The sequence below is a fragment of the Flavobacterium bizetiae genome, from assembly GCF_902804475.1.
Lineage (GTDB): Bacteria > Bacteroidota > Bacteroidia > Flavobacteriales > Flavobacteriaceae > Flavobacterium > Flavobacterium bizetiae.
Window position 1 is genome coordinate 1 of sequence record NZ_CADCSU010000057.1, and the last position, 25,000, is coordinate 25,000.

The 25,000-nt window shown below is 35.9% G+C and carries 12 protein-coding genes; all 12 read right to left on the bottom strand.

Going from position 1 to position 25,000, the window contains the following annotated elements; translation table 11 throughout:
- Nucleotides 1-312 precede the first annotated feature (312 nt).
- A complete protein-coding gene (locus FLACOL7796_RS05560) occupies nt 313-1,305 on the bottom strand; it encodes a helix-turn-helix domain-containing protein (protein ID WP_173969838.1) in 993 nt (330 codons plus the stop codon).
- A gap of 468 nt (nt 1,306-1,773) precedes the next feature.
- Complete coding sequence (locus FLACOL7796_RS05565) at nt 1,774-2,769, bottom strand: helix-turn-helix domain-containing protein (RefSeq protein ID WP_173969839.1); 996 nt, start codon at nt 2,767-2,769, stop codon at nt 1,774-1,776.
- The gene (locus FLACOL7796_RS05570; protein WP_173969840.1) at nt 2,769-3,752 is read right to left on the bottom strand and encodes a helix-turn-helix transcriptional regulator; all 984 of its coding nucleotides are present in this window, start codon (nt 3,750-3,752) and stop codon (nt 2,769-2,771) included. Before FLACOL7796_RS05570 ends, FLACOL7796_RS05565 begins: the two co-directional genes overlap by 1 nt.
- 302 nt (nt 3,753-4,054) lie before the next feature.
- A complete protein-coding gene (locus tag FLACOL7796_RS05575; RefSeq protein WP_173969841.1) occupies nt 4,055-6,286 on the bottom strand; it encodes a DUF6055 domain-containing protein in 2,232 nt (743 codons plus the stop codon).
- Nucleotides 6,287-6,450: 164 nt separating this feature from the next.
- Nucleotides 6,451-8,649 carry an alpha-galactosidase gene (locus FLACOL7796_RS05580; RefSeq protein ID WP_173969842.1) on the bottom strand — a complete coding sequence of 733 codons (2,199 nt, stop codon included), beginning with the start codon at nt 8,647-8,649 and terminating at the stop codon, nt 6,451-6,453.
- Nucleotides 8,650-9,092: 443 nt separating this feature from the next.
- Nucleotides 9,093-10,304: a M24 family metallopeptidase gene (locus FLACOL7796_RS05585; protein WP_173969843.1), complete on the bottom strand. Its 1,212-nt coding sequence runs from the start codon at nt 10,302-10,304 to the stop codon at nt 9,093-9,095.
- Nucleotides 10,305-10,349: 45 nt separating this feature from the next.
- A complete protein-coding gene (locus tag FLACOL7796_RS05590; protein ID WP_173969844.1) occupies nt 10,350-12,494 on the bottom strand; it encodes a family 43 glycosylhydrolase in 2,145 nt (714 codons plus the stop codon).
- A 257-nt stretch (nt 12,495-12,751) separates the two neighbouring features.
- The gene (locus tag FLACOL7796_RS05595; RefSeq protein WP_173969845.1) at nt 12,752-14,854 is read right to left on the bottom strand and encodes a beta-galactosidase; all 2,103 of its coding nucleotides are present in this window, start codon (nt 14,852-14,854) and stop codon (nt 12,752-12,754) included.
- Between the two features lie 7 nt (nt 14,855-14,861).
- Complete coding sequence (locus FLACOL7796_RS05600; RefSeq protein ID WP_173969846.1) at nt 14,862-17,552, bottom strand: DUF5695 domain-containing protein; 2,691 nt, start codon at nt 17,550-17,552, stop codon at nt 14,862-14,864.
- Nucleotides 17,553-17,638: 86 nt separating this feature from the next.
- Nucleotides 17,639-19,330, bottom strand: coding sequence for a DUF885 family protein (locus FLACOL7796_RS05605; protein ID WP_173969847.1), 1,692 nt, complete (start codon nt 19,328-19,330; stop codon nt 17,639-17,641).
- A gap of 165 nt (nt 19,331-19,495) precedes the next feature.
- A complete protein-coding gene (locus FLACOL7796_RS05610; protein ID WP_173969848.1) occupies nt 19,496-22,546 on the bottom strand; it encodes a beta-L-arabinofuranosidase domain-containing protein in 3,051 nt (1,016 codons plus the stop codon).
- 24 nt (nt 22,547-22,570) lie between these two features.
- Nucleotides 22,571-24,820 (bottom strand): S9 family peptidase, encoded by a 2,250-nt coding sequence (locus FLACOL7796_RS05615; protein WP_173969849.1) that lies wholly within the window; start codon nt 24,818-24,820, stop codon nt 22,571-22,573.
- Nucleotides 24,821-25,000: the final 180 nt, after the last annotated feature.

Below are 25,000 nucleotides of genomic sequence, written 5' to 3' on the forward strand. Positions count from 1 at the left end.
GTATAGCTATAGATAAGTTACGCCCAATAAACATCACATTAAGACATTATTGAATCCTCTTTTCTTATTGGTCAATAGTTTAAAATTGTGTTTTTTAAATAGAAAAAACCTAATCACTAAATTTGATTTAGCCATTAGGTTTTGTTGATTTCTCCAAAAATCTCAAGAACAATAATAGTGACTCTTTTTAATTCATAATTGTATGCGGCTTTAAGGTTAATTATTTACCAAAGTAACGTGCATTTTTTTTCTATTGAAGCCCAAATAATAACAGAATAAGGCATTAAATTGGGCTTACAATGTTTTCTAACATTAATAATTTGAACTAACAAAATCTTCCGAAGGTTTTCTGCCAAATTGCTGAAAATATACTCCCGAAAACAGGCTAGGTTTTGAATAACTTAATTCCCGGGCAACATCAGACAATTTCATAAAATTCTCACTCTTAAGGAGTTCATTCGCCAAAATCATTTTTTCTCTTAAAAAGAAATTCTTTGGTGTACTTACAAACCTCTTTTTAAATAAAAATTTGAATTTTGTTACCGACATTCCTGATATTTCAGCCAAGAACAAAACGCCCGGAAATACGCTGAATAAATTGTTCATCATATAATCTTTAGCCAGATTTAAAGCTTCGGACTCTTTATCAGATATATGATGCAACATTGGAGCAAGATTCGAATATCTGTCAATAAATTTGGCCAATAATCTTAAACTCACTCCTTTTAAATAAATTTCGAATGCCGGATCTAAGAATGATTTGTTTTTTATAGCATACATAATCAGTTTGCTTTTACTATCGATATGATCATAGAAAAAAAGTGTATTCTTATCGCTTTTTATCTTTCTTTTAGCGGGATTTTCTATATCAGATTTGGCTATAGATGTACTTAATAATTCTTTGCTTACGATCAATCGCATGGCAAAAACACGCTCACCAATAACGGGTTGAAACACATTTTCTATTGCATTATCAAAAACGCCTAACCCAAGATTGGCCTTATAACCTATTTTGTGCTCAATGCCTTCAATGTAGATCAAATTCATTTCGTCGCTAAAATCATAATGTATTATAAACAAATCATTATCTGATTTAAGTCTTCTCAAATGTATACTTTGATTAAAGGTTACGTCTAAAAGTACTACCGAAAGTCCGGGTGTTATGGTGGTGAAAAAAAATCCTCCATCAGCCAATTCATTTGGAACAACTAATAATTTTTCATCAATTAATTCTACATTAAATTGTTCTGCGAGTTCCTTTAGCCACTTTGAGGATAAAGAATAAGTGTGAGTAATTTCAATCATCATTCTAAATGTTTAATTAAGATTTTTGAAAATATTTCAAGAATCTTATGTCCCATTATAAATGGAATCTATTTTTAAATCTTAAATTATGAGAAAGCATGACAATGCCTTGCTTTTACGAGTTAATTAGAAAGAAAAAATGAGGGATTACGAATAGAAAATGATTTGCTATTGATGGAAATAACAAGTATTCATTTTAAATTTTACCAAAATTACGAGAGCACAATAATTTCGATAAAAAGTTCTAAAACATCATTGTAGATGATTCTCAAAAAGATATTTCAACCTTAGTTTTTCTAAATAATTACGTTGCAAATAGACATAAAAATTTAGTCCAAATACGTCATATAAACACCAGATTAAGACATTTTGAATTTGTACTCGCTAATAAATACTAGTGACAGAAATAGTAATGGAATAACTTTGAATTGATTTCAGAATTTGCAGATAAAAAATAGAATATTTATTCTAAAATTCTGACTTTAAAAAATCATCCGCAGGTTTTCTTCCAAATTGTTGGGAGTAGGCTAATGAGAACTTGCTTACTTTAGTGTAGTTTAATTTGCGTGCAATCTCTGATATATCAAGAAAATTTTCGCTTTTAAGAAGTTCGTTGGCTAAAATCATTTTTTGTCGGATAAAAAAATGATTTGGAGTTGTGATAAACATCTTTCTAAACAAAGATTTATATTTTGTAACCGACATTCCTGCCAATTCTGCCAACATATCGACTCCGGGAAATCCGTCGAGTAAATTGTTTAGCATATACTCTTTTGTAAGATCTAAAGATGTTACTTCTTTTTCAGGAATATGATGCAGCATTTGGGCAAGATTCGAATATCTGTTGATAAACTTTGCCAGCAATCTTAAACTCACGCCTTGCAAATAAATTTCGAATGCGGGATCTAAGAAAGATTTGCTTTTTATAGCGTGCATGATCAGCTTGCTTTTGCTATCGATATGATCGTAAAAAAACAACGTTTTTTTGTCACTCTTAATTTTACGTTTACTAATATCTTTTGCATTTCTATTTGCAATCGATACACTTAATAAATCTTTGCTAACAAGCAAACGCATTGCAAATACGCGCTCTCCTATAACGGGTTCAAAAATATTTTCAACTGCATTATCTACTACTCCAAGTCCCAAATTGGCCTTGTAGCCTATTTTGTGTTTTACGCCGTCAACATGAATAAGATTTATTTCATCGCTAAAATCATAATGTATGATATACAAATCGTTGTTTGAGGCTAATCTTCTTATGCGAATGGGTTTCTTAAAAGTTAAATCTAAAAGTACCACCGAAAGTCCTGGTGAAACTTGTGTAAAGAAAAATCCGCCATCGGCCAGTTCCGGCATTACGGTTAGTTTTCCGTCAATTACTTCTGCGCCTTCTCCTAGCTGTGTTACATTATCGTACAGCCATTCGGGAGTCAAAGAATATATGTGACGAACCTCTAACATTATTCTAGTTGTTTAACAAAATCCTTAGGCGACATTCCGAAAAATTCTCTGAATTTTGCAGCAAAGTAAGAACTGTTCGTGAAGTTTAAACGATCCGAAACCTCTGCAATATTTAGTTGTCGTTCCTGCAAAAGTCGTTTTGCTTCTACAAGTTTATTATTTAAAAAGAAAGAGTTGGGTGTCATTCCGGTAATCTTTTTAAACAGTTTTTTATATTTAGAATCTGACATGTTTGCTTGCTGAGCCAGAAATTCGATACTTGGAAATAATTGATTGAGATTTTCTACTAAATAAGATTGAGATTTTATAATATAGGTTAAATCGTGTTCATTAATTTTATCAATTACAATCTCCTCAAAGGTCATTTTTTCTATATATTCTGCTAAGAGATTCTGAACCGTTCCTCTTAAATAAAGATCGAACACTGTTCCTCCTACTTCGTGATTGCGCAAATTCGTTAAAAGATTATAACTATCATTGCTCATTCTGGTAAACTTTACAATCGTATTTAATTCCGGATTTAGAATGTCGTCAGCATGTTCTTTTAGCGACGGATTGTCCTGAAAATATTCTTTTATTAAATCCTTTTTTATAAAAATGCAAACAGCAAAAGTTTTGCTTCCTTCCTTAACAATATAATCAGAGTGTAAAGTGCTGTCGAGAATTGCCAGGTTGTAATTCCATCTTCCAATAGGATTCGAAACATCATCAGATAAAACTACAGCTTCTCCTTCTGTAAGGTTATAATACAGTCCAACAAAATCATCAGTTTTGTTTTCCTGCCTTAAATGAATTTCAGAATTGTACACAACATCAACATAAAGAACCGAAATACCATTTCCCAGATTTAAAACATATCGGTCACCCGTATGAATATGATCTGGTACCACAATAAAATTGCCTTCAACCGTGCCTTCAAATCCTAAAGCAAATGGTTCAACCCAATCTAATTCTACTCCGTAATGGTGCGTGATTTTTTTCATTCTCCTGATAAAATGTTTTTGTGTGGAATTTTAATTAACAAAAATAGATTTTTTTTCACACTCTTTTTTAACCAGAACTAAATATTTTAGTACAGAATTACTTCGTTTTCTAATTATAGATTTAAATATAAGGCTAAGAATAATCTTTCGTGCGCATTAAGATGGTGTTTTTTTAAAGATGGCAAATCTTTTGTTTTTTTGTCCTGGCTTTTAATATTCTAATAAAACAAAACGCTATAAAGTAACTTTATAGCGTTTCTGTTTATAAAAAACAATAATTTGTATTGAATGTAAAGCCCAAATTACTCTTTCAAAAATGATTTACTGATAATTTCACTTCCTCTTTGAATGTTAAGCAAGTAAACACCTTTAAGTAAATAGCTGCAGTTGTAGGCAATATCTATTTTGCCCGCCTCGTATACTTTATCTGTAATTGTAGCTATTTTTTGTCCGTTAATATCAAACAATACAATCGTTACTTTTTGCTGTTCTGTTTGTAAAAAAGAAATGTTGAGGTTTCCTTTTGTCGGGTTTGGGAAAACATTTAAATCTGTTTCCGGATCAGCTGCTACTTTATTGGCGCTAAGTGTAGTTACTGTACAATTGGGTGTTGTGCTAAAAGCCATTTGAGCAGCCGTAAAATTAGTAAATGTTGCATTGATATCGATATTTGATGTATCACTGGCACCTTTACCATCGCAATTGTCTCTTCCGTTTCTCCAATACGGAAACTGCAAATAAACACCTGGCGTAGAGCAGCTGCCAATTTCTGCATCGCCGCCTACTACAACTGAGCTTCCAAAGTCTCCCGCGAACAACATTGCATTTCCTTTTATATTGGCCGTATTCTTTACAGATCCGCCTTCCATCCAGGCATTACCTTCTACAATCGCGCTGTTCGATAAAGTTGCGTTGTACACGCAAGCATTTCCTCTTACAATTGCATTGCCGTTTATAGTTCCGCCATCTACCATAGCATAGTCGTCTATACGCGCATTTCCTGAGATAGTTCCGCCTCTTACAATCGCGTACGGACCTACGTATACCGTCGAAGCTACAGTTGCATTGTTGGATACCCAGCCTCCGCCATTTGTATGCAAATGTCCGTTTGTTTTAAGAAAACTTCTAAAATCAGCTGCCGGCTGAAATCCTTCAGGAGTCGCATTGGCAATTTTTAGTTCATAAGGATATCTTCTTTGTTTTGGATAACCCACATCCATATTGTAATTAACGTGCACTTTTGGTGCTGCAAAAACAACCAGATAAATATTCGCTTCTGTTGATGTATTAAGAGTAAACGAAGCCTCTCCATCGGTTTTATACATTGGGCTGTAACGTGATATTGTACCATCCGTTTTGGTGGTTACAAAACCATAACGCCATCCTGCCTGAGTTGAATTAACTTCTGAATGTCCTTTAAATTTAATCGTAACTTTCTTTTGAGTTCCGGTGCAGGTTGGGTATAACGGAATTAAATTCATTCCGTAATCTTGCGGAGCCCAATCATTATTGGTATAATACTGATCTGTTGTTCCTGTAACTTTTGTCAGCAAAGTATATTGCCTGCTGGTATAACGCGGCATATTTGTTTTTATCGCATTGTAAACGTTTCTGATGGTTTTCCCGAAATTACTGGTTGTATTTATCTGAGAGTTCCATTGAATCGGATAATCAAATGCCGCTTGTCGTTGTGCATATCCCCAAAGATAATCATCAAGCTGATCTTGTGTAAAACCTTTCAGTCTCTTAATAGTTTCAAGCGGATGTTCTTCATTCATCGATTCAGCCCACATTCTTCTGGTAAAATCAAATCCTTCTTTTTCCTGAACATAATACATTAAATGAAAATTGGTGTAATGATGTCGGTTAGACGACCACATAAAATGTTTGGTTTGTATCCAGCGGGTCAAAGTTCCGTCAATTTCTGCCCATTGCGGATACGCCTGAGCGCGCATAAAATTAGCATGTCCTTCATAAAACGGACTCGCCCAATCGTATCCGGCAAATGCTCGCCCCGCACCGGGATTTTCCTGAATACTCATCATCATTTGCAATGTGTGGGCGAACTCATGCGATAAAGCGCCACCATCTCTTGTAGCTTCTGGATGCACGAACATAGCGCCAATAGTATTACTAAATGAACTCGCTTGCGCAAAAGCTTCTAATCTAGGATCTGTAGAATTCCAGGTATTCATCATCATAATAATGATCTTGTATTTCCCGAAATTGGTTGTTGGAGCATTATTTACAAAATGCAAATCGGTTATGTAGCGTTTAAAGCTAGTTTCGAGCGTATCTGCTACCGATTTTGGCGTAAATCGTAAAGCAGCATCGGCATAGGCTGCAGGATTCGTTCCCACTTTATCTCCCCAATACAATACAAAGTTCGTAGACTCGTACTTTCTGGTGTTAGATACCTTATTATAAAATTCATTATTGGGGTCACTCCATTCTGTGGGAGTAAAAAGCGTTTTCTGTGCAATTGCAAAATAACTGGATAGAAAAACGACAACAAGTAGTAAAAGTTTTTTCATAGTTTATTTAATTAATAGGTTAAGAAATAGCATTCTTTTGTAAATGTAAAAACAACACTAATGTCTTTATAAGACAATATTATCTACATTTAATACTATTTTACCTATTTTATTAAATACACTTTTCTGTTTTACAATAAGTTACATAATTACAATTTCCACAACTAATCAACAGCTGTAATCTCTAGCACTACACTACTTTCCTGTTTTACAGAAGAAACTTTTACTCCTACTTTCATCAGGAAATCTCCTGAAAAAACATTCCCTGATGCCTCAAAAGTATTTTTGGCTTCCGGCATAATGTTAATTTCTTCTACTTTGTATTTTTTTAAAGGATCAAGACCTTCTAATCTAACCAGACTATAATTAGGATCTGTTAGCGGATGCAAAGTATAAGAAAAAACTACCGACTTACTTTTGTCCTGACTAACATACATTAATACCGCTCTGCTTTCTTCATAAGGCGAAATCAATCGGTACAAATCGCCTTGCCAGATTACCGGACTTAAACTTTTGTAATTAGAAACTGCCTGCTGGCAAAATTGCAATTCGTTTGGTTTTAAACCACCTACGTGAATATCAAAGCCTAATTTACCCATCATGGCAACATCGGTTTTAAATTTAATCGACTGATTCCCCATAGACGTTACGTGATTACAAGTCGCCAATGCCGGATAAAAATTAGAATATCCCCATTGTATAAAAACACGATCAAAAGGATCTGTGTTGTCACTTGCCCAAAACTCAGTAAAATAATTCAGCATTCCGTAATCGACTCTTCCTCCGCCACCGGCACAAAGCATCATAGGCAAATTAGGATATTTGGTTTTGATGCGGTCAAGCACTTTATACAAACCTTTTGTATATTCTATAAACAAATGCGATTGCTGATTTTTTAAGTAAGTCGAATAAGCGCTTGTCATCATACGGTTGCAATCCCATTTAAAAAAAGCAACTCCTGATTTCGTTTGCATAATATCGTCTACCACTTTAAAAACAAAATCCTGAACCTGCGGATTGCATAAATCAAGAACCAATTGCGTACGATAAATGCTCTTTTCTCTGTTAGGCAAACTCAATACCCAATCAGGATGTTTTTCGTATAGTTCCGTCTTTTCGTTGATCATTTCCGGTTCGATCCAGATACCAAATTTTACGTTTGTCTTTTGGGCTTGTTCCATCAAAAAACCAATTCCGTTTGGCAATTTTGACTTTGTAGCCTGCCAGTCTCCTAAACCTGATGTAGAACCGCTTCTTGGATATTTGTTGCCAAACCAGCCATCATCCAGCAAAAACATATCTACGCCCAATGTTTTGGCATCTGTAAACATATTGGCCAGTTTATTTTCATCAAAATCAAAAAAAGTCGTTTCCCAGTTGTTTAATAAAGTCAGGCGTGGTTTTTCGCCATCTTTAAGACCGTATTTTCGCGCCCAGGCATGCAAATTTCTACTTGCCTGACCTTTTCCGTGATTCGAAAACGTATAAATAAATACAGGCGTTTTAAAAGTTTTTCCAGGTTCGAGATTGTATTCTGATGCAAATTCATTGATACCTGAAATAATTCTCAGTTCGTTGTTATTATCAATATCAAATGTATATTTAAAGTTTCCTGACCATGCAATTGTACCAGCGATCACTTCGCCTGTATTCTCGCCTGATTTTGAATTTAAAGAAAGAAAAAAACTTGGCGAAGCAAACATATTCGTACGAACACCCAGTTTCGAATCGATCACTTTAATGCCTCTTGTCAACTGACTTTCCTCCATTCTCACTTCTTCGACCACATCGCTGTAAAACTGAGTCAGCCAATATTGATCAGCATCAAGATGTAATGCTGATGACGCGTAATTGTACAGCATCACCGGTTTTTTCTCATTGTGCAAAATTTCTGTCCACGATTCGATTACATTTTCTTTATAGAATGTTTTGTAATGAAGGTTGACAAAAACCGGATATTCAGGATCTTTTAATTTGATAATAATCTCAGCAGTATTATCATCTGTTTTTTGAACAGTATGACTTTGATATTCTAATTCTAATGAAGGATTTCCGTCGTTATGGGTGATTCTGATAGCAGGTTCGAATAAATTATCAGTTCCAAAAGTAGGATACGCTGCATGGCGCAAATCGATTAACGGATTTCCGTCATTCACCACAAAATTCTCGGTATTTTCTTTTGAAACGGCTTCGTATTCGGCACTATTATTCAGTTTTGTTCCCAAATACGTCTGATACAATTTTTTGTTTTTACCAACTTTTAAAACTAAAGCCGAAGCCTCAGTCTCGATCTTAATTATCGAACTTTCCTGCGCCTGAACAGGCAAATATATAATAGTCAGTAAAAGTAAAAATCGCTTCATTTTTTTATTTTTTATAAATTTAATACTGTAACGAATTGCAGTATTTATAATTAAATATTAAGATCTTAACACAAACATTCAACACAATTTTGTCATTTCGATTGCTAATGATATAGTGTTTTTTTAGGAGCTAATCCCGCTATCCGTTCCAATCTTTTGTGGCGAACACCGCCACAAAAGGATTTCCACTGCTATCGGGGCTAGGGCAATTGTTTTCATAAAAACTATTCCCCATTTTTGTCATCCTGAGGAACGAAGGATCACACTAGAAACTCGACAAAGATTGGCGACTCTTTTTACGGAATTTCTAGTGTAATCTGCTTCGCCTGTTCACTATCGCTCGGGTCTCCTTCGTCGAGATGACAAACTAATCTAAAATCCTTTGCTTTACAGAGTTGCTTGTGAAGATTTCTCGTTCCTCGAAAAGACAAACAGATCAATGATTAATACCCAAAAGGATTCTCAACACTTTGCATAGGCGTAGTAAACCATTTTGCACCATTTTCGGTCATGTAAAAATGATCTTCGTGTCTGATTCCGAATTTCCCCGGAATGCATATCATGGGTTCATTGCTCACTACCATTCCTTCTTTTAGTTTTATTTCGCTTCCGCGGACTAAATAAGGGAATTCATGAATGTCTAATCCGGTTCCGTGGCCCACTCTGTGAGGCAATCCCGGTAAATCATAATCCGGACTAAGTCCGGCTTCCGCCAAAGTTTTTCTGGCCGCATCATCTACAGATCCGCAGGAAGATTCAATTTTAGCAGCTTCAAAAGCAGCAAATTGAACTTTTTGCTCTAAATTCCAAATTTTTGTATATTCTTCAGAAGGCGTTCCGTATGCATACGATCGCGTAATATCAGAAAGATAACCTTCAAGTTTACAGCCTGTATCGATAATAACGGCATCATTTTCTTTTAAAGGCTGAGGAACCGAAACGCCATGAGGATATTGTGTATCATCGGCAAACAAAACAATACAGAAATAAGAGCCTGTAGCTATTCCGGCTTTTATATGTGCTTTATTAATAAAATCAACCACTTCGTCAGCTGTAATTCCTGGTCTTAATATTTTGGCTGCAGCACGCTGAACCTCCATAGTAATGTCTTTTGCTTTTTGAATAATGGCAATTTCATTCTTCGATTTTTGCATTCTGCAAGCTGCTGTAATTTGTTGCGCATTTATATAAGCGTATGAAGTATTGGCTTTAGCAACTCCATCTACTAAAAAATAAGGCGAAGATTCATCAATGGCAATTCTTCCATACTCAGAGCTTCTGTCATTCAATATTTTACCAAATAAAATATAAGGCGATTCATGTTCTTCCCAACAATTAATATTGGCCTGAACTTTCATGTATTTTTTAAAAGTACCTTCTTCAAATTTTGGGACTATATATTCTAAAGATCCATCATCAAACAATAATGCTCCGACCATTCTTTCAGACGCATTCCATTTGGTTCCTGTAAAATAATACAAATTGGTTCCCGCGTTAAGGTAAATGGCCTGAACAGAAAGCTCTTTCATTAAACCGGTTGCTTTCTTTATACGCTCAAGATATTCCTCTAACTGAATTGGTTGCACATCGTGAGTTCTGTTTTCTATTTTTTCAAGTTCGATTGCAGCAGTCGAACCGCCTATACCTATTGTCATTTTCTGTGTATTTTTATAATGAAAGGCTAAATTAATCAATATTGGTTACTCTGTTTTAGGTTTTGTTTGTTTCATTACTAAAAGTAAATCTTCCTGACTAAGCGCATAATCATACAAACGCAAAGAAGCCATAAAACCAGAGAAATTTTCTCCAATATCTGATGCTCCAATAATAATTTTGGCTTTAGCAATTGCAGAGGATAACAGCATCGTTTGCGAATTATCGACAACGCCATCTACATATACTTTCTCTACTACGCCATCAAAAGTTAAAACGATATGATGCCATTTATTAGCTTCGGGAACTTTATTAAATTTCATATCAAAATGGCCGTCTAAATGCACTACTGCGCCATAACTTCCGCTATTGTACGCTAAAGCATTATAGGAATTGGCTAAATTAAATTCGTTTCGGTCGCACCATGATGCCAGAATTTCTCCTTCTTTGGCAACGTCAGGATTTTTAACCCAGGTGGTAACAGTATAAGAACCATTCCAGGCTAAAGATTTCGGAACTGCTTTGTCTAATGTGAATGCGCCATTTTTAAAATGAAAAGCTTTAATTCCTTCTGATTTTTCTAAAGTTATATCGCCGCTTTTAGTGAAAGTTCCGCCAATCGAACCTTTATTCGAAATGGTATTTATAGCCGAATTGTTGGCTAATTTAGACGCATCAAGATCAACTAATAATTGCTTAGTACTTTTTATCGCAGGAGGTGTATTTGATGCTTTATTTTTTAAGGGTAACGGAAGATCGAATAATGAACTGTACACTTTAATATTCCAGACTGCTGCGTACAATCCTGTTTTTTCGGTCGCTAAAACAGTTAGTTTTATATAACGGGCATTGACATCATTATCATCAATCATTGGGCTTCCTGCAGTACGATTTTTAGATTTATCGGCATACGACAACCAGTTTTTTCCGTTTACAGAATATTCTAATTTATATTGGTAATAATAACTCGCAAACTCAAATTGCGTCATGATTCTTCTGATCTTTTTTTCGGCACCTAAATCAACAATTAAATATTGTGGAGTGTTATTATCAGCCGCTTTCCACATTGTCGCATTATTATCATCGATCGCGTACAAAGGTTTGTATTCGTAATCATATTGCGTCGATTTTAAGTGATAATAAGACGATGCTGTTGTTGTTTTACCAAAAGCAATATCTTCAGGTACAGCCGATTTTATAAGATCACTTATACCTTTACTTGTTGGTACTACTTTTTGAATGGTCGAATCATTTTCGAAAATCATTTTATCGATACAAACCTGTCTGGCAAGTCCGCCTCGGGTCATAGGATAATCGTGTTTATGATACACAATGTAATAATCGTCATTTTCTTTTAGAACAGAATGATGCCCAGGACCATGTACGCTTTGATCTTCATTGGTACTCAAAATTGGATTGTTTTTTCCGGGCGTAAAAGGTCCGTAAGGAGAATCAGAATACGAATAACGAACGTTGTAAGTCTCATCATGGCAAGAAGCTCCGGAATACATTAAGATGTATTTAGAACCTTTTTTCATCATATAAGCGGCTTCAAATGGTTCTGGAGTTTGCGCTAACGGAATATTGGCTGAATGAACCATTTCGCCCATTGTTTTTTTATTTAATTCGCCTACGGCATATCCGCCATTGTAGTGTACCCAAGTTCCCCAATAACCGTAAACTTTACCATCGGTATCAGTAAAAAACTGTGCATCGAGAGATGGATAACCTTCTCTTGGATATCCGTTTGAAATTACCGGAACATCCTGTTCGCTCAATTTTTTCCATGGACCAACGGGAGTATCTGAAACATAACCGTAAATATTACAGCCCATTTCGCAGTTTCCAAAATACAAATAATATTTACCATCGTCTCCTACTACAATATCGGGAGCCCAAAAATTCGTAATCGATTTTGCCGAAAAAGACGGAATTTCCATGATATAATTGTACCAGTTTTTAAAGTCTTTACTATACCAGACTGTTGGCGCTCCGGATGCTAACATTTCGTTATCGGTCGTGGCATAGATATAATACGTATCGCCAAACTTTTTAATAGTAGGATCAGCAAACCAGCCCGGCAAAATAGGATTTTGAGCTCCGGGTGCGTTTACAGCGATGTCTTTTTGGGCAAAAAGATTTCCTGTAAAAACAAGTGCAATAAGACTGTAAAATAGTTTCTTTTTCAGCATTGTATATTGTAAATTAATTTGAATAACATATTTTAATACTTTTAGAAATCAGGACTGTTTTTTTAGCAATATTAAAATGGCACGCAGATGACACGGATTTGCTTTGCAAAGACGCGGATTTATGCGGATTTTTTATTTTAGTTTCTAAAAACGTCAATGGTAGCGGAGTCGAATACTTTTATAGCAACTGGGCTTCTCCCGAACTCTCGGGACGCTCAGCTTGACACCTTTTATTACATTACCTTCAATGAATTCTATTAATATTTCCAAACCAGTACATCAGCAGTTTTTATTGCTTTCTTGCCAATAATAACTTTTGCCTTTTCCGGTAAATTGATGTTGTATATTTTATCTGAATAATTGACTGCAATACCAAAACCATCGCGGTAATCGACCATAATGCCTTCGGGATAATTTTCTATGGGAGCATTTTGTTTTTGGTACAACTTTCTTAATACTTGTTTTTCAAGATCGCCGTTTTTAGAATCTACGCCAATATAGGTTACGGTTCCTTTTCCTAAACTACGTGAAATAATGGCGGGAGTTCCTGAATAAAAATCTCCTTCGTAGGTCGCCCAAACTTCTGTTTCTTTATTTGGTTTCAATAAATCGCCCCAACTTGTCCAGGCAAATTCCTGATTATTAAATTTAATTATACCAGGAGATTGTGGCATTAACAAATCATACGATTCTATTTGAGAACCTATTAAATTCCACATGGGTTCGTAAAATTTTGCTTCCCAAAGATGTCCTTGACGATTTTGAATTCCGGATCGACAACTCAATATTAGATTCCCTCCATTTTTGGCGTACAATGTTAGCTTGTCAATCATTTTTTGATCAATCATTTGATAAGCCGGTACTATCAAAAAGGGATAATTAGAGAAATTAGTTGTATCGCGTACAAAGTCAACCGGCGCACCAAAAGATTTTGTTGCTTTATAATATTTTGAGAAATGCCCTAATGTATTCCACTCTTTTGTTTGCTTGTTGAGCTCAATTCCCATAACATTATCAGCATTGAATAAAATTCCGGTTTTACGTTTTAAATAGTAATCCGGCAATGTTGCCTTAGCATCATATTTTTTTCGCAGCGTATCGATTTCTTTTATAAACTGGCCAAATTCTGTTCCTCCAACAGTTGGCGTAACTCCGTCGGTGCCGACAATTCCGTAATGAAATTGCTCATAACCGTACAATGGCGCGCGAAAACGATAAGTACAGGTAAATTTACTTCCGCCGGCAAAAACATGCCACAACCACATACGGATACTTCCCGGCAAAGGCTGAGGGTTGATACTTCCCCAGTTCACTTGTCCCGGCTGTAATTCCATACAACCATACATGCCTTTTAGAGGACGAAAAAAATCATTAGACATTCCTATACTCGCATAATCGCCTAAACGATATCCTTTTGGTCCGATACCCAAACTTCCTCCGTATACTAAATATCGGGTATAACAATCAAAATCGAGTTCTTTGCTCATTCCAACAAAACTCTCATCGTAGTTCGATCGGTAATTAGACGTAATCCATTGGTCTTTGCTTACTAATTTGCGTATGGTAACTGCCTGACTGTCCAGAAAAGTTGCCGTTTCTTCATCAGCAAATCGATAATGATCTAGCTGAGAATGCAGGTTCATTCCCCATTCTTTGTGTAACGGAATATTAATTTGACTGAAATCAGAATAAGTCCCGCTCCAGAAATTGTTTCCCCAAGCCTGATTTAAGGCTTCAATAGTGGTATATTTTTGTTTCAGCCAATTGCGATAGCGCTGTTGTGCATCTGCTCCATAATCCAGAAAACGGGAAGGTTCATTATCAACCTGCCAACCAATGACGTTTTTATTATTGCCATATCTTTTGGCCAATTGTTCAATCATTTTTAGCGAATAGCTTCGATAATAATTACTTGAAAATGATGCATGTTGTCTCGAACCATGATCTGTTTTGGTACCATCTTCATAAGTAGCCAGAATATCCGGATGCTGGCGAACGAGCCATACAGGAGGTGTAGCTGTCGAAGTACACATAATAATTTTCAACTTATATTTTACAGCAATTTCAACGGCTTTATCCAGCCATTTAAAATCATAAACACCTTCTTGCGGTTCTAATTGTGCCCAGGCAAATTCGCCAAAATGGGTGAATTCAAAACCCATTTCGGCAATTTTTTTCAAGTCCCGATCCCATTGACTATGATCCCAATGTTCAGGATAATAATATACTCCTACTGTGGTCAGGTCTTTTTTGGGAAAAAATTTATCAAATTTTTGAGCACTGGAATTTAGACTTACAAGTATTCCAAATACAGTAAATAATAACTTTTTGAAAAGGTGTTTTTTTGATTTTTGCTTCATTACATCATTATAATTTAATTTGAATCGCTTTTGTTTTTAAAGCAATTTTATAAGCGCCTCTTACTTTTTCATAAGGTAATTTTACGTCCTGATCGATTCTTAAATAAGCATCTGGCGTATAAGCAGTTTTTGGATCTAAAGTAATTGTAATGGCTTCGGTTTTGGTATTATAACTTACTTTTTGAAACGTTCCTGCATCTAATGTTAACCATATTTTTTTAGCGCCGATGAATACTTTAGATTTAGCTGCAGTTGTAATTGCTACTTCAACTTCGTCTCCTTTTTCTTTTAAATTTCCTCCAAAAGCCAACCATCCCAAGTCTTTTTCATTAGTGATAAAAGTGGCTGTATTTACGGCGTAACCAAAAAATCCTGAACCATAATCTCCAGACAAATAATCGATTCTAAGCGTTTCAGGATAAGAGTGAAATGCTGAAGGCCCAAAACCATCCTCGGTAATATTAGAAATTCCTCCTAACAATCCTCCGTATCCTACTTTTAGCAAATGAAAATCATCCGGTGTTTTTCTAAACTGTTCTAAAACCGGAATCGCATTAAGAGCCGAACCATAATGATGAATCTGACGTTCTACTCTTGACAATTTTCCTCCGTATAAAAAGTCCCAGTATCTACGTGCGTTTCCGTTGTACGCCCAGTTAGGCATAGTTGGCATATAGGCTAAAATGGCATCCAGCGTGATCTTTGCTTTGTCGTTGTATCCAAAATAATCTGACCACATGTATACTTCTTCCTGACCTGTAGAATCCCAAGGCATTTCACTTCCAAAAGGATAATTAAGCGTTCTCCAATGATCTGCTCTGGCTTTCATTTTAGCTTCCAGGTTATTAGCCATTTCGGTATATCCTTCGGTTTTTAGATCCTTTAAAATCAATAGAAAAACGGTTCCCTCCATTTGCCCAAACTGAGCGTAATAAGGCGCAAGCGTTGTCATGGCAATACTTGTTTCGTATGCATTTTTCAAATACCAATCCCAGGTATGATTCGTTACCAAACCTTTGTGGTATCTTGCCAAGCGATACATCGTCCAGTGTGCTGCAGCAACGTGCGGATAATTATACGATCTTCCCGGATCATCAGATCCTTTTTTGTCCCATGCTGCCCATGTTTTATAATTAATATCTTTGCTGTAAGTTCCTTCCGGCATTAAAGTAGGTTCGTAATAAAAAACACTTTTTTTAACGCCATATTTAAGCGTATCGGCCGTATTGTATTGAATTCCGCCCCACAATGTTTTATCAACAAACTGCTGTAATTTGTCTATTTCTTCTTTGTTGGGTTCGATCAGTTGTTTCATAATAGCACCCAGCCAGCCGCCTGCTCCTCCTTCATCGCTTAAACCTGCAATCCATACACGGCTGTCCTGACTTACTTGTTTTTTAGTTTCATAATCGTACGAGATTACAGAAGGGTTTCTGTGAAAAGGATCGTTTTTCTCATTAAACCATTGTGCTGTTGTAGAAAAATGACCAAAATCGGCCACAACATCTTTTTCAGATTTAATTACTTTATAATTGATAGTTTGCTGCAAACCATCTTCATACGTAACGGTTAATCTGGCTCTTCCCCATTTTTTTCCGTTTACTTTGTATTGAAAATATCCTTTCTCATTTTTTCTTTTTGCCTCAATGGTCAAAGCGCCTTCCGGTTCAATTTTAAACGATTTTACTGCTTTTTTATATTGTAAAAAAAGTTGTCCGTCTACATCTTGTGGCAAAACATAACCCGGAATTCCAATTGCTACAGGACGTTCTTTTTCTATTAATGTTTTCTGGATATCCTTAATTTCATCCACCAAAACAAATTTTAAAGAAAAGTTTTTCGAAGCTCCCGGCGCCAATGTTAATGATGTTGCCGTATTCCATTGTTCTGCTGACTTCCATTCATTCTCGGCGTAAGCTTTACTCAATGGCATCCATTCATGAAATCCTTCAAATACGATACTTCTTGGCGTAGCATCATCCAATAACGGACGATAGGCTTCGAATGGCATATTTTCTTCAGGAAGTAATAACAACGCGGGACCGTGACCACTTAATCTTTTTACTTCAAGATAACCGGCGTCTTTTCCTATATAAGGATCAAAAAACACATTTTGCGCATGTGTATCGTCAAGCGATTTTCCTTCGAGAATATTATTAAAAACCATTGGAATTCCTAAGGCGCCAATTTCTACTGCTGCTGATGAATTATTCGTGATTTCGAAACGCATCACTAATTCTCCATTTTTATTTTCGTAATAACGTTTTACGGTAAACGGAGTTCCTGCCGGAAAAGCATTCGAAAGATCTGCTGCCGCCAATGTAGTTCCTGAAACTGGTAATTCTTTTACTGATGCACGTTTTGCCGCACTTGAATAATTTTTCCAGGCTCCGTTTGCCTCTTTTATTCTAAAATTGATGTCTCCAAGATGGTAAAGTCCGTCTTTATCGCGAATCGAAAGTCGGTCGCCCGGAGTAAAATCAAAGGTTTTATCTGTTACCGGAGATAAAGCGGCTACGGTTTGAGAAGATTTTAATAATTTAATTTGAAACGATTTGGTACTCAGATTAAGATATCCCTTATCGATTTCCAATGTCGATTTTTCGGCTTTGATTTTATCCCAATACTCCTGTGCTTGTAGATTATTTGAAACTAACGAGCAACAAATCATTACAGCTAATAATGTTATTTTTTTCATATTTCTTATTATTATTTTAATCTCTCTAAACCGACTTTTCAGCCTTTATCTTTTATAATTTTAACTACCGATTTTTTCTTTTTTAGTTATTTAAAATCTGTCGAGAATTTCCAGTTTGTTTTATAATTTTCATCCACAGGCAAATCTTCTAATAGAATTCTTAGCATTTCTACCGGCATTATATTTTCTTTTAAAACGCGGTCGTGAAATTGTTTTTCTGTCCATCCTTTCGCCAGTAATTCGTTTCGTAAAGCATAAAACTGTAAACCTCCCGTCATGTAAGCGACCTGATACAATGGCGCATCTCCGCTGGCAAAAGAACGTCGGACTTCTGCTTCGGCATTTGCTCTTTCGTGTCCTACTTCATTTACTAATAAGTCGATACATTGTTGTGGGGTCATTTCTCCTAAATGGTATTTTAATGAAAAAATGATTCGGGCGCAACGGTGTATTCTCCAAAATAACATTCCCAGTTTTTGTTCGGGTGTTTGCGGAAATTGTTTGTTCCAAAGGTTGATTTCCCAATACAAAGCCCAGCCTTCCATCCAAAACGGAGTATCAAAAGGCTGACGATATGATTTGTAACGGCTGTTCATGAAAAACTGCAAATTATGTCCGGGCAATAATTCGTGCTGTACAGTTGCAAACGAAAAGTTTGGATTGTTGCCACGCATGCTCATTAGCTTGTCTTTCTGATCCATATCTTCGGTTGGATACGAAATACTGATTTCCCATCCTCCTGTAAAAAACGGATTTATTTTCTGGCGTTCCGGTGTCATCATAATCATTTGCCAGGTTTCTTTTGTCAAATCCGGCAAGGTGATTAAATCTCTGTCTTCGATAAACTTAACCGATTGATTGTATAAATCAGTAATCGCCTGTGGTTGTTCACCTGCCGGAACATAAGTGTCTTTAACGTGTTCCAGCGCTTTTTTCCAATCGTTTCCGTAACCCAATTCTGTCGCAGCTTTGATCATTTCTTTCTTACACCATTCGAATTGATTTTGTGCTGTAGCTATAAGTTCTTCGGGCGAATACGGAATATATTCGTATGATAAACTTTTTATGATTGCCTCTCTGCCAATTGGTTTTCCTATAATCCCGCTTCCGTCGTCTTTTACGCTTGTTTTAGAATAATTTGCTCTTAGAAAATCCTCATAAATTTTAAGTTTATCCGATAGGTTTTTATACGGTTTTTGCATCCACCATGTAAAATCAGGATCATAGCTATAATAAAACTCATAAGCTTCTTTTAGTGATTTCTCAAAAGAAACGACTGTTTTTGCTGCTTTGTCTGCCGCAAACCAATCTTTAAAAGGTTTGTTTTTTAATGCCTCTGTTTTCTTATCGATACTAAGTCCGGCAAGATCAAATGCTTTTGCTAACTGACTTGAAACGGGTCTTTTTCCTCTTCGTCTTTCTTTAATAAAAAGATTAATATCATCTGAAAAATCCAATACTGAAGCTACTTCTTTATAGGATTTATATTCAATTTGTAAAAAATAATTTTCCTTGTTTATAATGTTCTTAAGCAATATATAATCTACTTTTCCGTCTTTTGATAAATTCTTAAAATCAATGGCTTGGATTGTTTTTGACCAATCATCGTAAAATTTTGAAAATCGGATATAATATTCTTCTGATTCATTATTAGAATAAAAATTCTGCAAGGCTGTTTTATCAGCCTGAAAAGTATTTATAACATCTATGAGATCGTTTGCAAATGATTGAGCTGCCATTGCTAAAAATAAAAAAAGGGTTAGAAAATATTTTTTCATAGTATTGATTTGATGATTTTAATGCCAGAATTACTACTGTTTTTTTGCCACGAATTCCACGAATTAGCACCAATTTTTATGGATTTTTTTGAAAATTCTTTTAAGAATTTGAGATAGATATAAAAAAATAATTCGTGTTAATTCGTGGAATTCGTGGCGAACTTTTTATTTCAGCGTAACATCCAGATAAACCGAATGACGGCCATAGCTTTCGTAAAATGGTTTATAAACAATTCCGTCGATAGTAAACTCTAATTTCTTAGGATCTCCATGTATTGATTTGCTGATATCTTTAACGTCTAAAGTTACTTTTCTCCAGTCTTTTCTTGGTTCCGGTTCCTGCGCTGCAAGCAATATTGGCCCGTAAAATAAACTGGCGATGTTTTGCTGATCCATTACTGATTCTAAATGAAACTCAAACGGCATGCGTAACTCAATTATGTCTCCATTTTTCCAATTACGTTTTAAGGTAAGATAAGTTCCTGGCTGGGCTTTTATCTTTTCCTGTTTTCCGTTTATCGCTACAAAAAATCCTTTAGTTGCCCAATGTGGTACACGAACTTTTACATCGAATTTACCATTGCCTTTGATCGTTAATTTTGTAAAATCTTCTTTAGGAAAATCTGTTGTTTGTACTATCGTTACCTTTTTTTCTGTCCATTCTAAAGTAGATGGCACATAAAGGTTTACATATAAGGTATTAGTGTCTGTACTTTTAAAATAAATCGAATTCTGAAATTTTGTATTGCTCTCAATTGCAGTTCCGTTACAACAAGTAAAACCCGTCATGTGTGCATTCCCAAATTGTTTTACTGAACCTGGTCTCAATGGTACGTGATACGTATTGGCAGGACTATCTTGTGCTACAGATGCCAGAATATGATTGTAAAGTCCGCGTTCGTAGTAATCCATATATTCCGCACGCTGATCGTACAGGAAAAGATCTCCCGTTAGTTTCAGCATATTATAAGTCGCACAGGTTTCATTTTGACCACCTGACGAAAAACCATTTTCGTAAATAGTCGCAGGCTGGCTTATAAAACATTCTGCATTGGCAGGATTTCTTGCTCCGGCAACACCGCCAATAGTATACATATAATCGTTTACGGTTTTGTACCAAAAATTATCGGCAACATTGTAATATTCCGGCGTATTAGAATCGCGGTACATTTCGAGCGCTCCCATAATTTGCGGAATGTGCTGATTGGCATGCAATCCGCGGAAAGTATCTACATTTTTTACCAGTCCGTGTGAATGTTTTGCATCACCATAGAATACTTTAATATTATCAAATAATTGAGCTACTTCAAGATAATGAGGATCTTTTGTGATGCGGTACAATCTTGCCATGGCTTCGTTCATTCCGCCAAATTCTCCTGCTATATAGCGGTTCCACATACTGATAAGCGTTTCTGTTGGCAGCTTTTTCATACGGGCATACACCCAGTCCCCCATTCCTTTTGCAGTTTCAAGTGCTTTTTCGTTTCCGCTTACTTCATAAACGTCCATTAATCCGGCAAGAATTTTATGGAGTGTATAATAAGGCGCCCAAATTTGAGTTTTTTGTCCACCGTAAGTTGCTCCGTTTTCCAGCATAATAAACTGATCTGGCGGATAAGCGCTAATAAATCCTTTTCCCCAATTTTCATAATCGGTACGAATACCTTCCGGACTCAAATCTGAATCGTAACTTGTTTTTCCGGGACCAAAAGGTACAGCTGTAGGATCTGACACAAATTTACCTCCAGCCTCTTTTGGTTTTCCGGATAACTGTTCTAATTGATATAGTGTATTCACCATATACTCCATTTTCTCTTTAAAGTTGGCCTGAAGCGTTTTATCATAACCCGTACTAGCGTAAGCCTGAGCAATTGCAGTCAGGTAATGTCCTGTTGCATGTCCGCGTAATTTGGTTTCCTGTGTATCCCAAACACCAAGTGGTTCTGCTCCTTTTGGCTGTTCCTGCCCAAAAGCATTACGGAACATGTACAGAAAAGAATCCGGATCTGTTGTGGCAAGTGTTGTGATGAACTTATCGCGGTTCTCGATAAATTTGGTTTGATTTCCGTCCTGATCATTATTTAAAGCAACCTGATCTAGATGAAATGTTTCTAATTTACGTTTCGGCGTAGCAGTTTCTTTTACTGCTACTACGTTTACAATGGCTTTTGGTTTTAAATCTGTTCCTGAAACAGTTCCGGTTACAGTATATTTTCCTGGTTTTAATACTTGACTATTGTCTGTTGGTGCAGGCCAAATAACACGTACATCTGGTCCCTGAACGCCATCTTTATAAACTCCTTTTATATAACTTGGTAATCTTGGCAGAAAGCCTACTCCGGTTTCTACAGCAACATCTGAAACGCTGGTTAAATACTGATTATAAAGTTGTGGACTATTTTTAGGAAACGACGGAAGATCTGTTGCCTGTTCTTCCGGAGCTTCTTCTTCCTGATTGTCTTTTAGTGAATTATGATAAATTCTGGCAATTTGTTTTTCGTTTAATGGAACGCGATAAATCCTGAAATCATGCAATTTAGCATTAAGAGCAGGACTATCAGCTTTTAATGATTTACCAATGTAAAGCACATTTTTATCCCCTGATTTATTATCGAATATCTGATCCAGATTTAATGCTACATTTTTAGTTTCGGCAACGTGCAATCCATTTACATAAGTGCTAACCGATTTAGATGGAATATTGATTACAATGGCTATATGATACCATTTATCCGTTTCCAGAGCTGGTGAATTTGTTTTGTATTTTGCTCCTGTACCGTTATTAATTTCTGCCTTAAAACCTCCCTCTACGTCTATTGGTTCAGCAGAAAAGTGGGCATTGGTATTTTTTCCAAAATCAAAAAATATTTGGCCTTTTTGTGCCGATCTAAGGAAAATCCATCCTGATATACTTACAGATTCTTCGCCTATCAAAGCTTCACCCGGAAGCGTTACAAAAGCTTTCGCATCTGCAGGTAAAGAAAGTACTTTCCCAAATTGTTCATCATTTACAAATTTAGCTTGTGATTCCTGAATTTTACCGTGTAAATTATTTCTTGACCAGTCTTTTGAATTTCCATCAAATATATAGCGCGCAATCAATCCTGTCTCGCCAATTCCGTCTAAGATCTGATCGCCTCCTTGTGCCATAATTGTTGTTGAAGCTGATCCCCAAAAACTTAACAGTACACAAATAAATAGCCTATATTTTTTCATAATCTAATTCTTTTTAAACGTTTCTTACTTATAAACTTCACTCCACGCTGGTGGTGTCACTCCTAATAAATGCTGCACAAAATAATCTCTGCGTTTGCGTTCTCCAAAATCGCCTCCGGCCGAATGTCCCATTCCGGGAACGGTAACTAATTCAAAATTTTTATTGGCTTTTATCAATGCGTTTGCAAATTGCATGGTTGATGCGGGATCAACATTATCGTCTAATTCTCCAACAATCAACATCAGATTACCGTTTAATTGTGCAGCATTGGCGGTATTCGAACACGCTTCATATTCCGGCCCTACAGGATATCCCATCCATTGTTCGTTCCACCACATTTTATCCATTCTGTTATCATGACAACCGCAGGATGCAACGGCCACATCATAAAAATCAGAATTAAATACTAAGGCTGCTCCTGCATTTTGTCCGCCGGCTGATGTACCGTGAATTCCCACTTTATCAATATTCATATAAGGATATTTGGCGGCAGCGGCTTTCATCCAGAGTTTTCTATCCGGAAAACCTCCGTCTTTTAAGTTCTTCCAGCAAACATCATGAAACGCTTTTGAACGGTTTGAAGTTCCCATTCCGTCAATCTGAACCACAATAAAACCTAATTCTGCCAGCGATGACATTGCCCAATAATAAGGCTGAAAGTTCTTTGGCACAAATGAATCCTGTGGTCCTGCATAAATGTATTCGATTATGGGATATTTACGATTAGGATCAAAAGTGGTTGGGCGCACAATAACTCCCCAAATATCCGTTTTTCCGTCTCTTCCTTTGGCTGTAAAAACTTCTGGTGCTGTCCAGCCTGTTTTTTGCAATTCAGTAATATCTGCTTTTTGCATTGTTACAATAGCTTTCTGAGTTTCGACACTTTTTAAAATGGTAATGGGAGCCAAATCTACACGCGAATACTGATCGACATAATATTGATAATCCGGCGAAAAAGTCACTTTGTGATTGCCGTTTTCTGTGGTTAATCTTGTGAAGTTTTTTCCATTAAAATCAATTCGGCAAAAGTGCACTAAATAAGGATCCTGATCTTTGTCTAATCCGCTTGCTGTAAAGTAAATTTGTTTCTTATCATCATCTACTTTAATTACTTCTCTAACTGGCCAGTTACCTTTTGTTATTTGATTTTTTACTTTACCTGTAAGAGCATCATATAAATACAAATGATTCCATCCGTCACGTTCCGAAGCCCAAATAATTTCGTTGCTTTTTTTACTGTCAAAACGGTATCTTTTTCCGCTGTATTCTACAAAAGTCGGACTTGTTTCTTCTATGATAATTTTCACTTTTCCGGTTGTAGCATTTACTTCTAAAACACGATATACCTGATGTCCTCTTTGATTGTATTCGAAAGTAAAACTACTGCTGTCGTCTTTCCATTCAATACCTAAAAGATCGTATTGCTCCTGAAATAAATCGGTGGCAATCGGAATTTGTTTTTTCGAAGCCACAACAAACAATTGCGGACTTTTGAATGGTAATTGATCGCCTGGTTTTAAATAATCTCTGGTTTGCAATTTTGGCTGAAACTGATCTTTCGGACTTGATTCTACAAAATAAATTTTGTGTTCCTCGCCCGGTCTTACTTTATAAGCCATTATCTCTTTGCTATTTGGCGACCATTGCAAATAAGAAGAATAATAAAACCCTTTTGAGCCATCATAACTTAACTGCGTTTCTATTTTTGTTTTTTTATCTCTTATATATAAATTATAATTTTTTATAAATGCCGTGTGCAAAGAATCAGGAGAACCTACAGGTTTATTTCCGAGTTCATCGAAATTTCCTCCCCAATAATCGTTTGTTTTTACCAGCTTTTTATAACTACCTAATTTTGTTAATTTGTAAGTTTTTAAATTACAGGAGATTTTAAGTGAATCTGTTGTAAAAACAAGTGTTGACAAGCTTTTGTCAAATTCTAAATTTTCTATCGGAAGATCTTTTGCATTCACTTCTTTGTCTGTTATTTTCGAAAGTGATTGTCCTAGTTTAGCAGCATCAAAAGCCTGTTGCTGCTTTTGTTGTTTCGTATCAACCAAAAGAAATTCTTTTCCTTTTAAGAGATTATTGCTATACCACACATAATCATTTCCAACCCAATGAAACTCTTTTGGCATATTAGTCACCTTATTTTTGAATAAAGAATCAACAGCATTTGCTTTCTTATATTCTTTTAAAGTTCCCTGAGCCTGAGCTATTAAACAGTACGAAAGTGTTAAAAACACACTTATTTTTTTACCAGTTGTTCTCATAATTTAAATATTAATAAAAATATATATTATTTCTTGAGATATATGGGTTAATATTAACAAATACTAATATTATATTACCCATCAGAACAATAATATGAAGGAAATCAGTTATTAAATGCAAACAAAGGATTTGTCCATTATATATTGTAGAGACGCACAGCAGCGCGTCTGCGTAAAGTT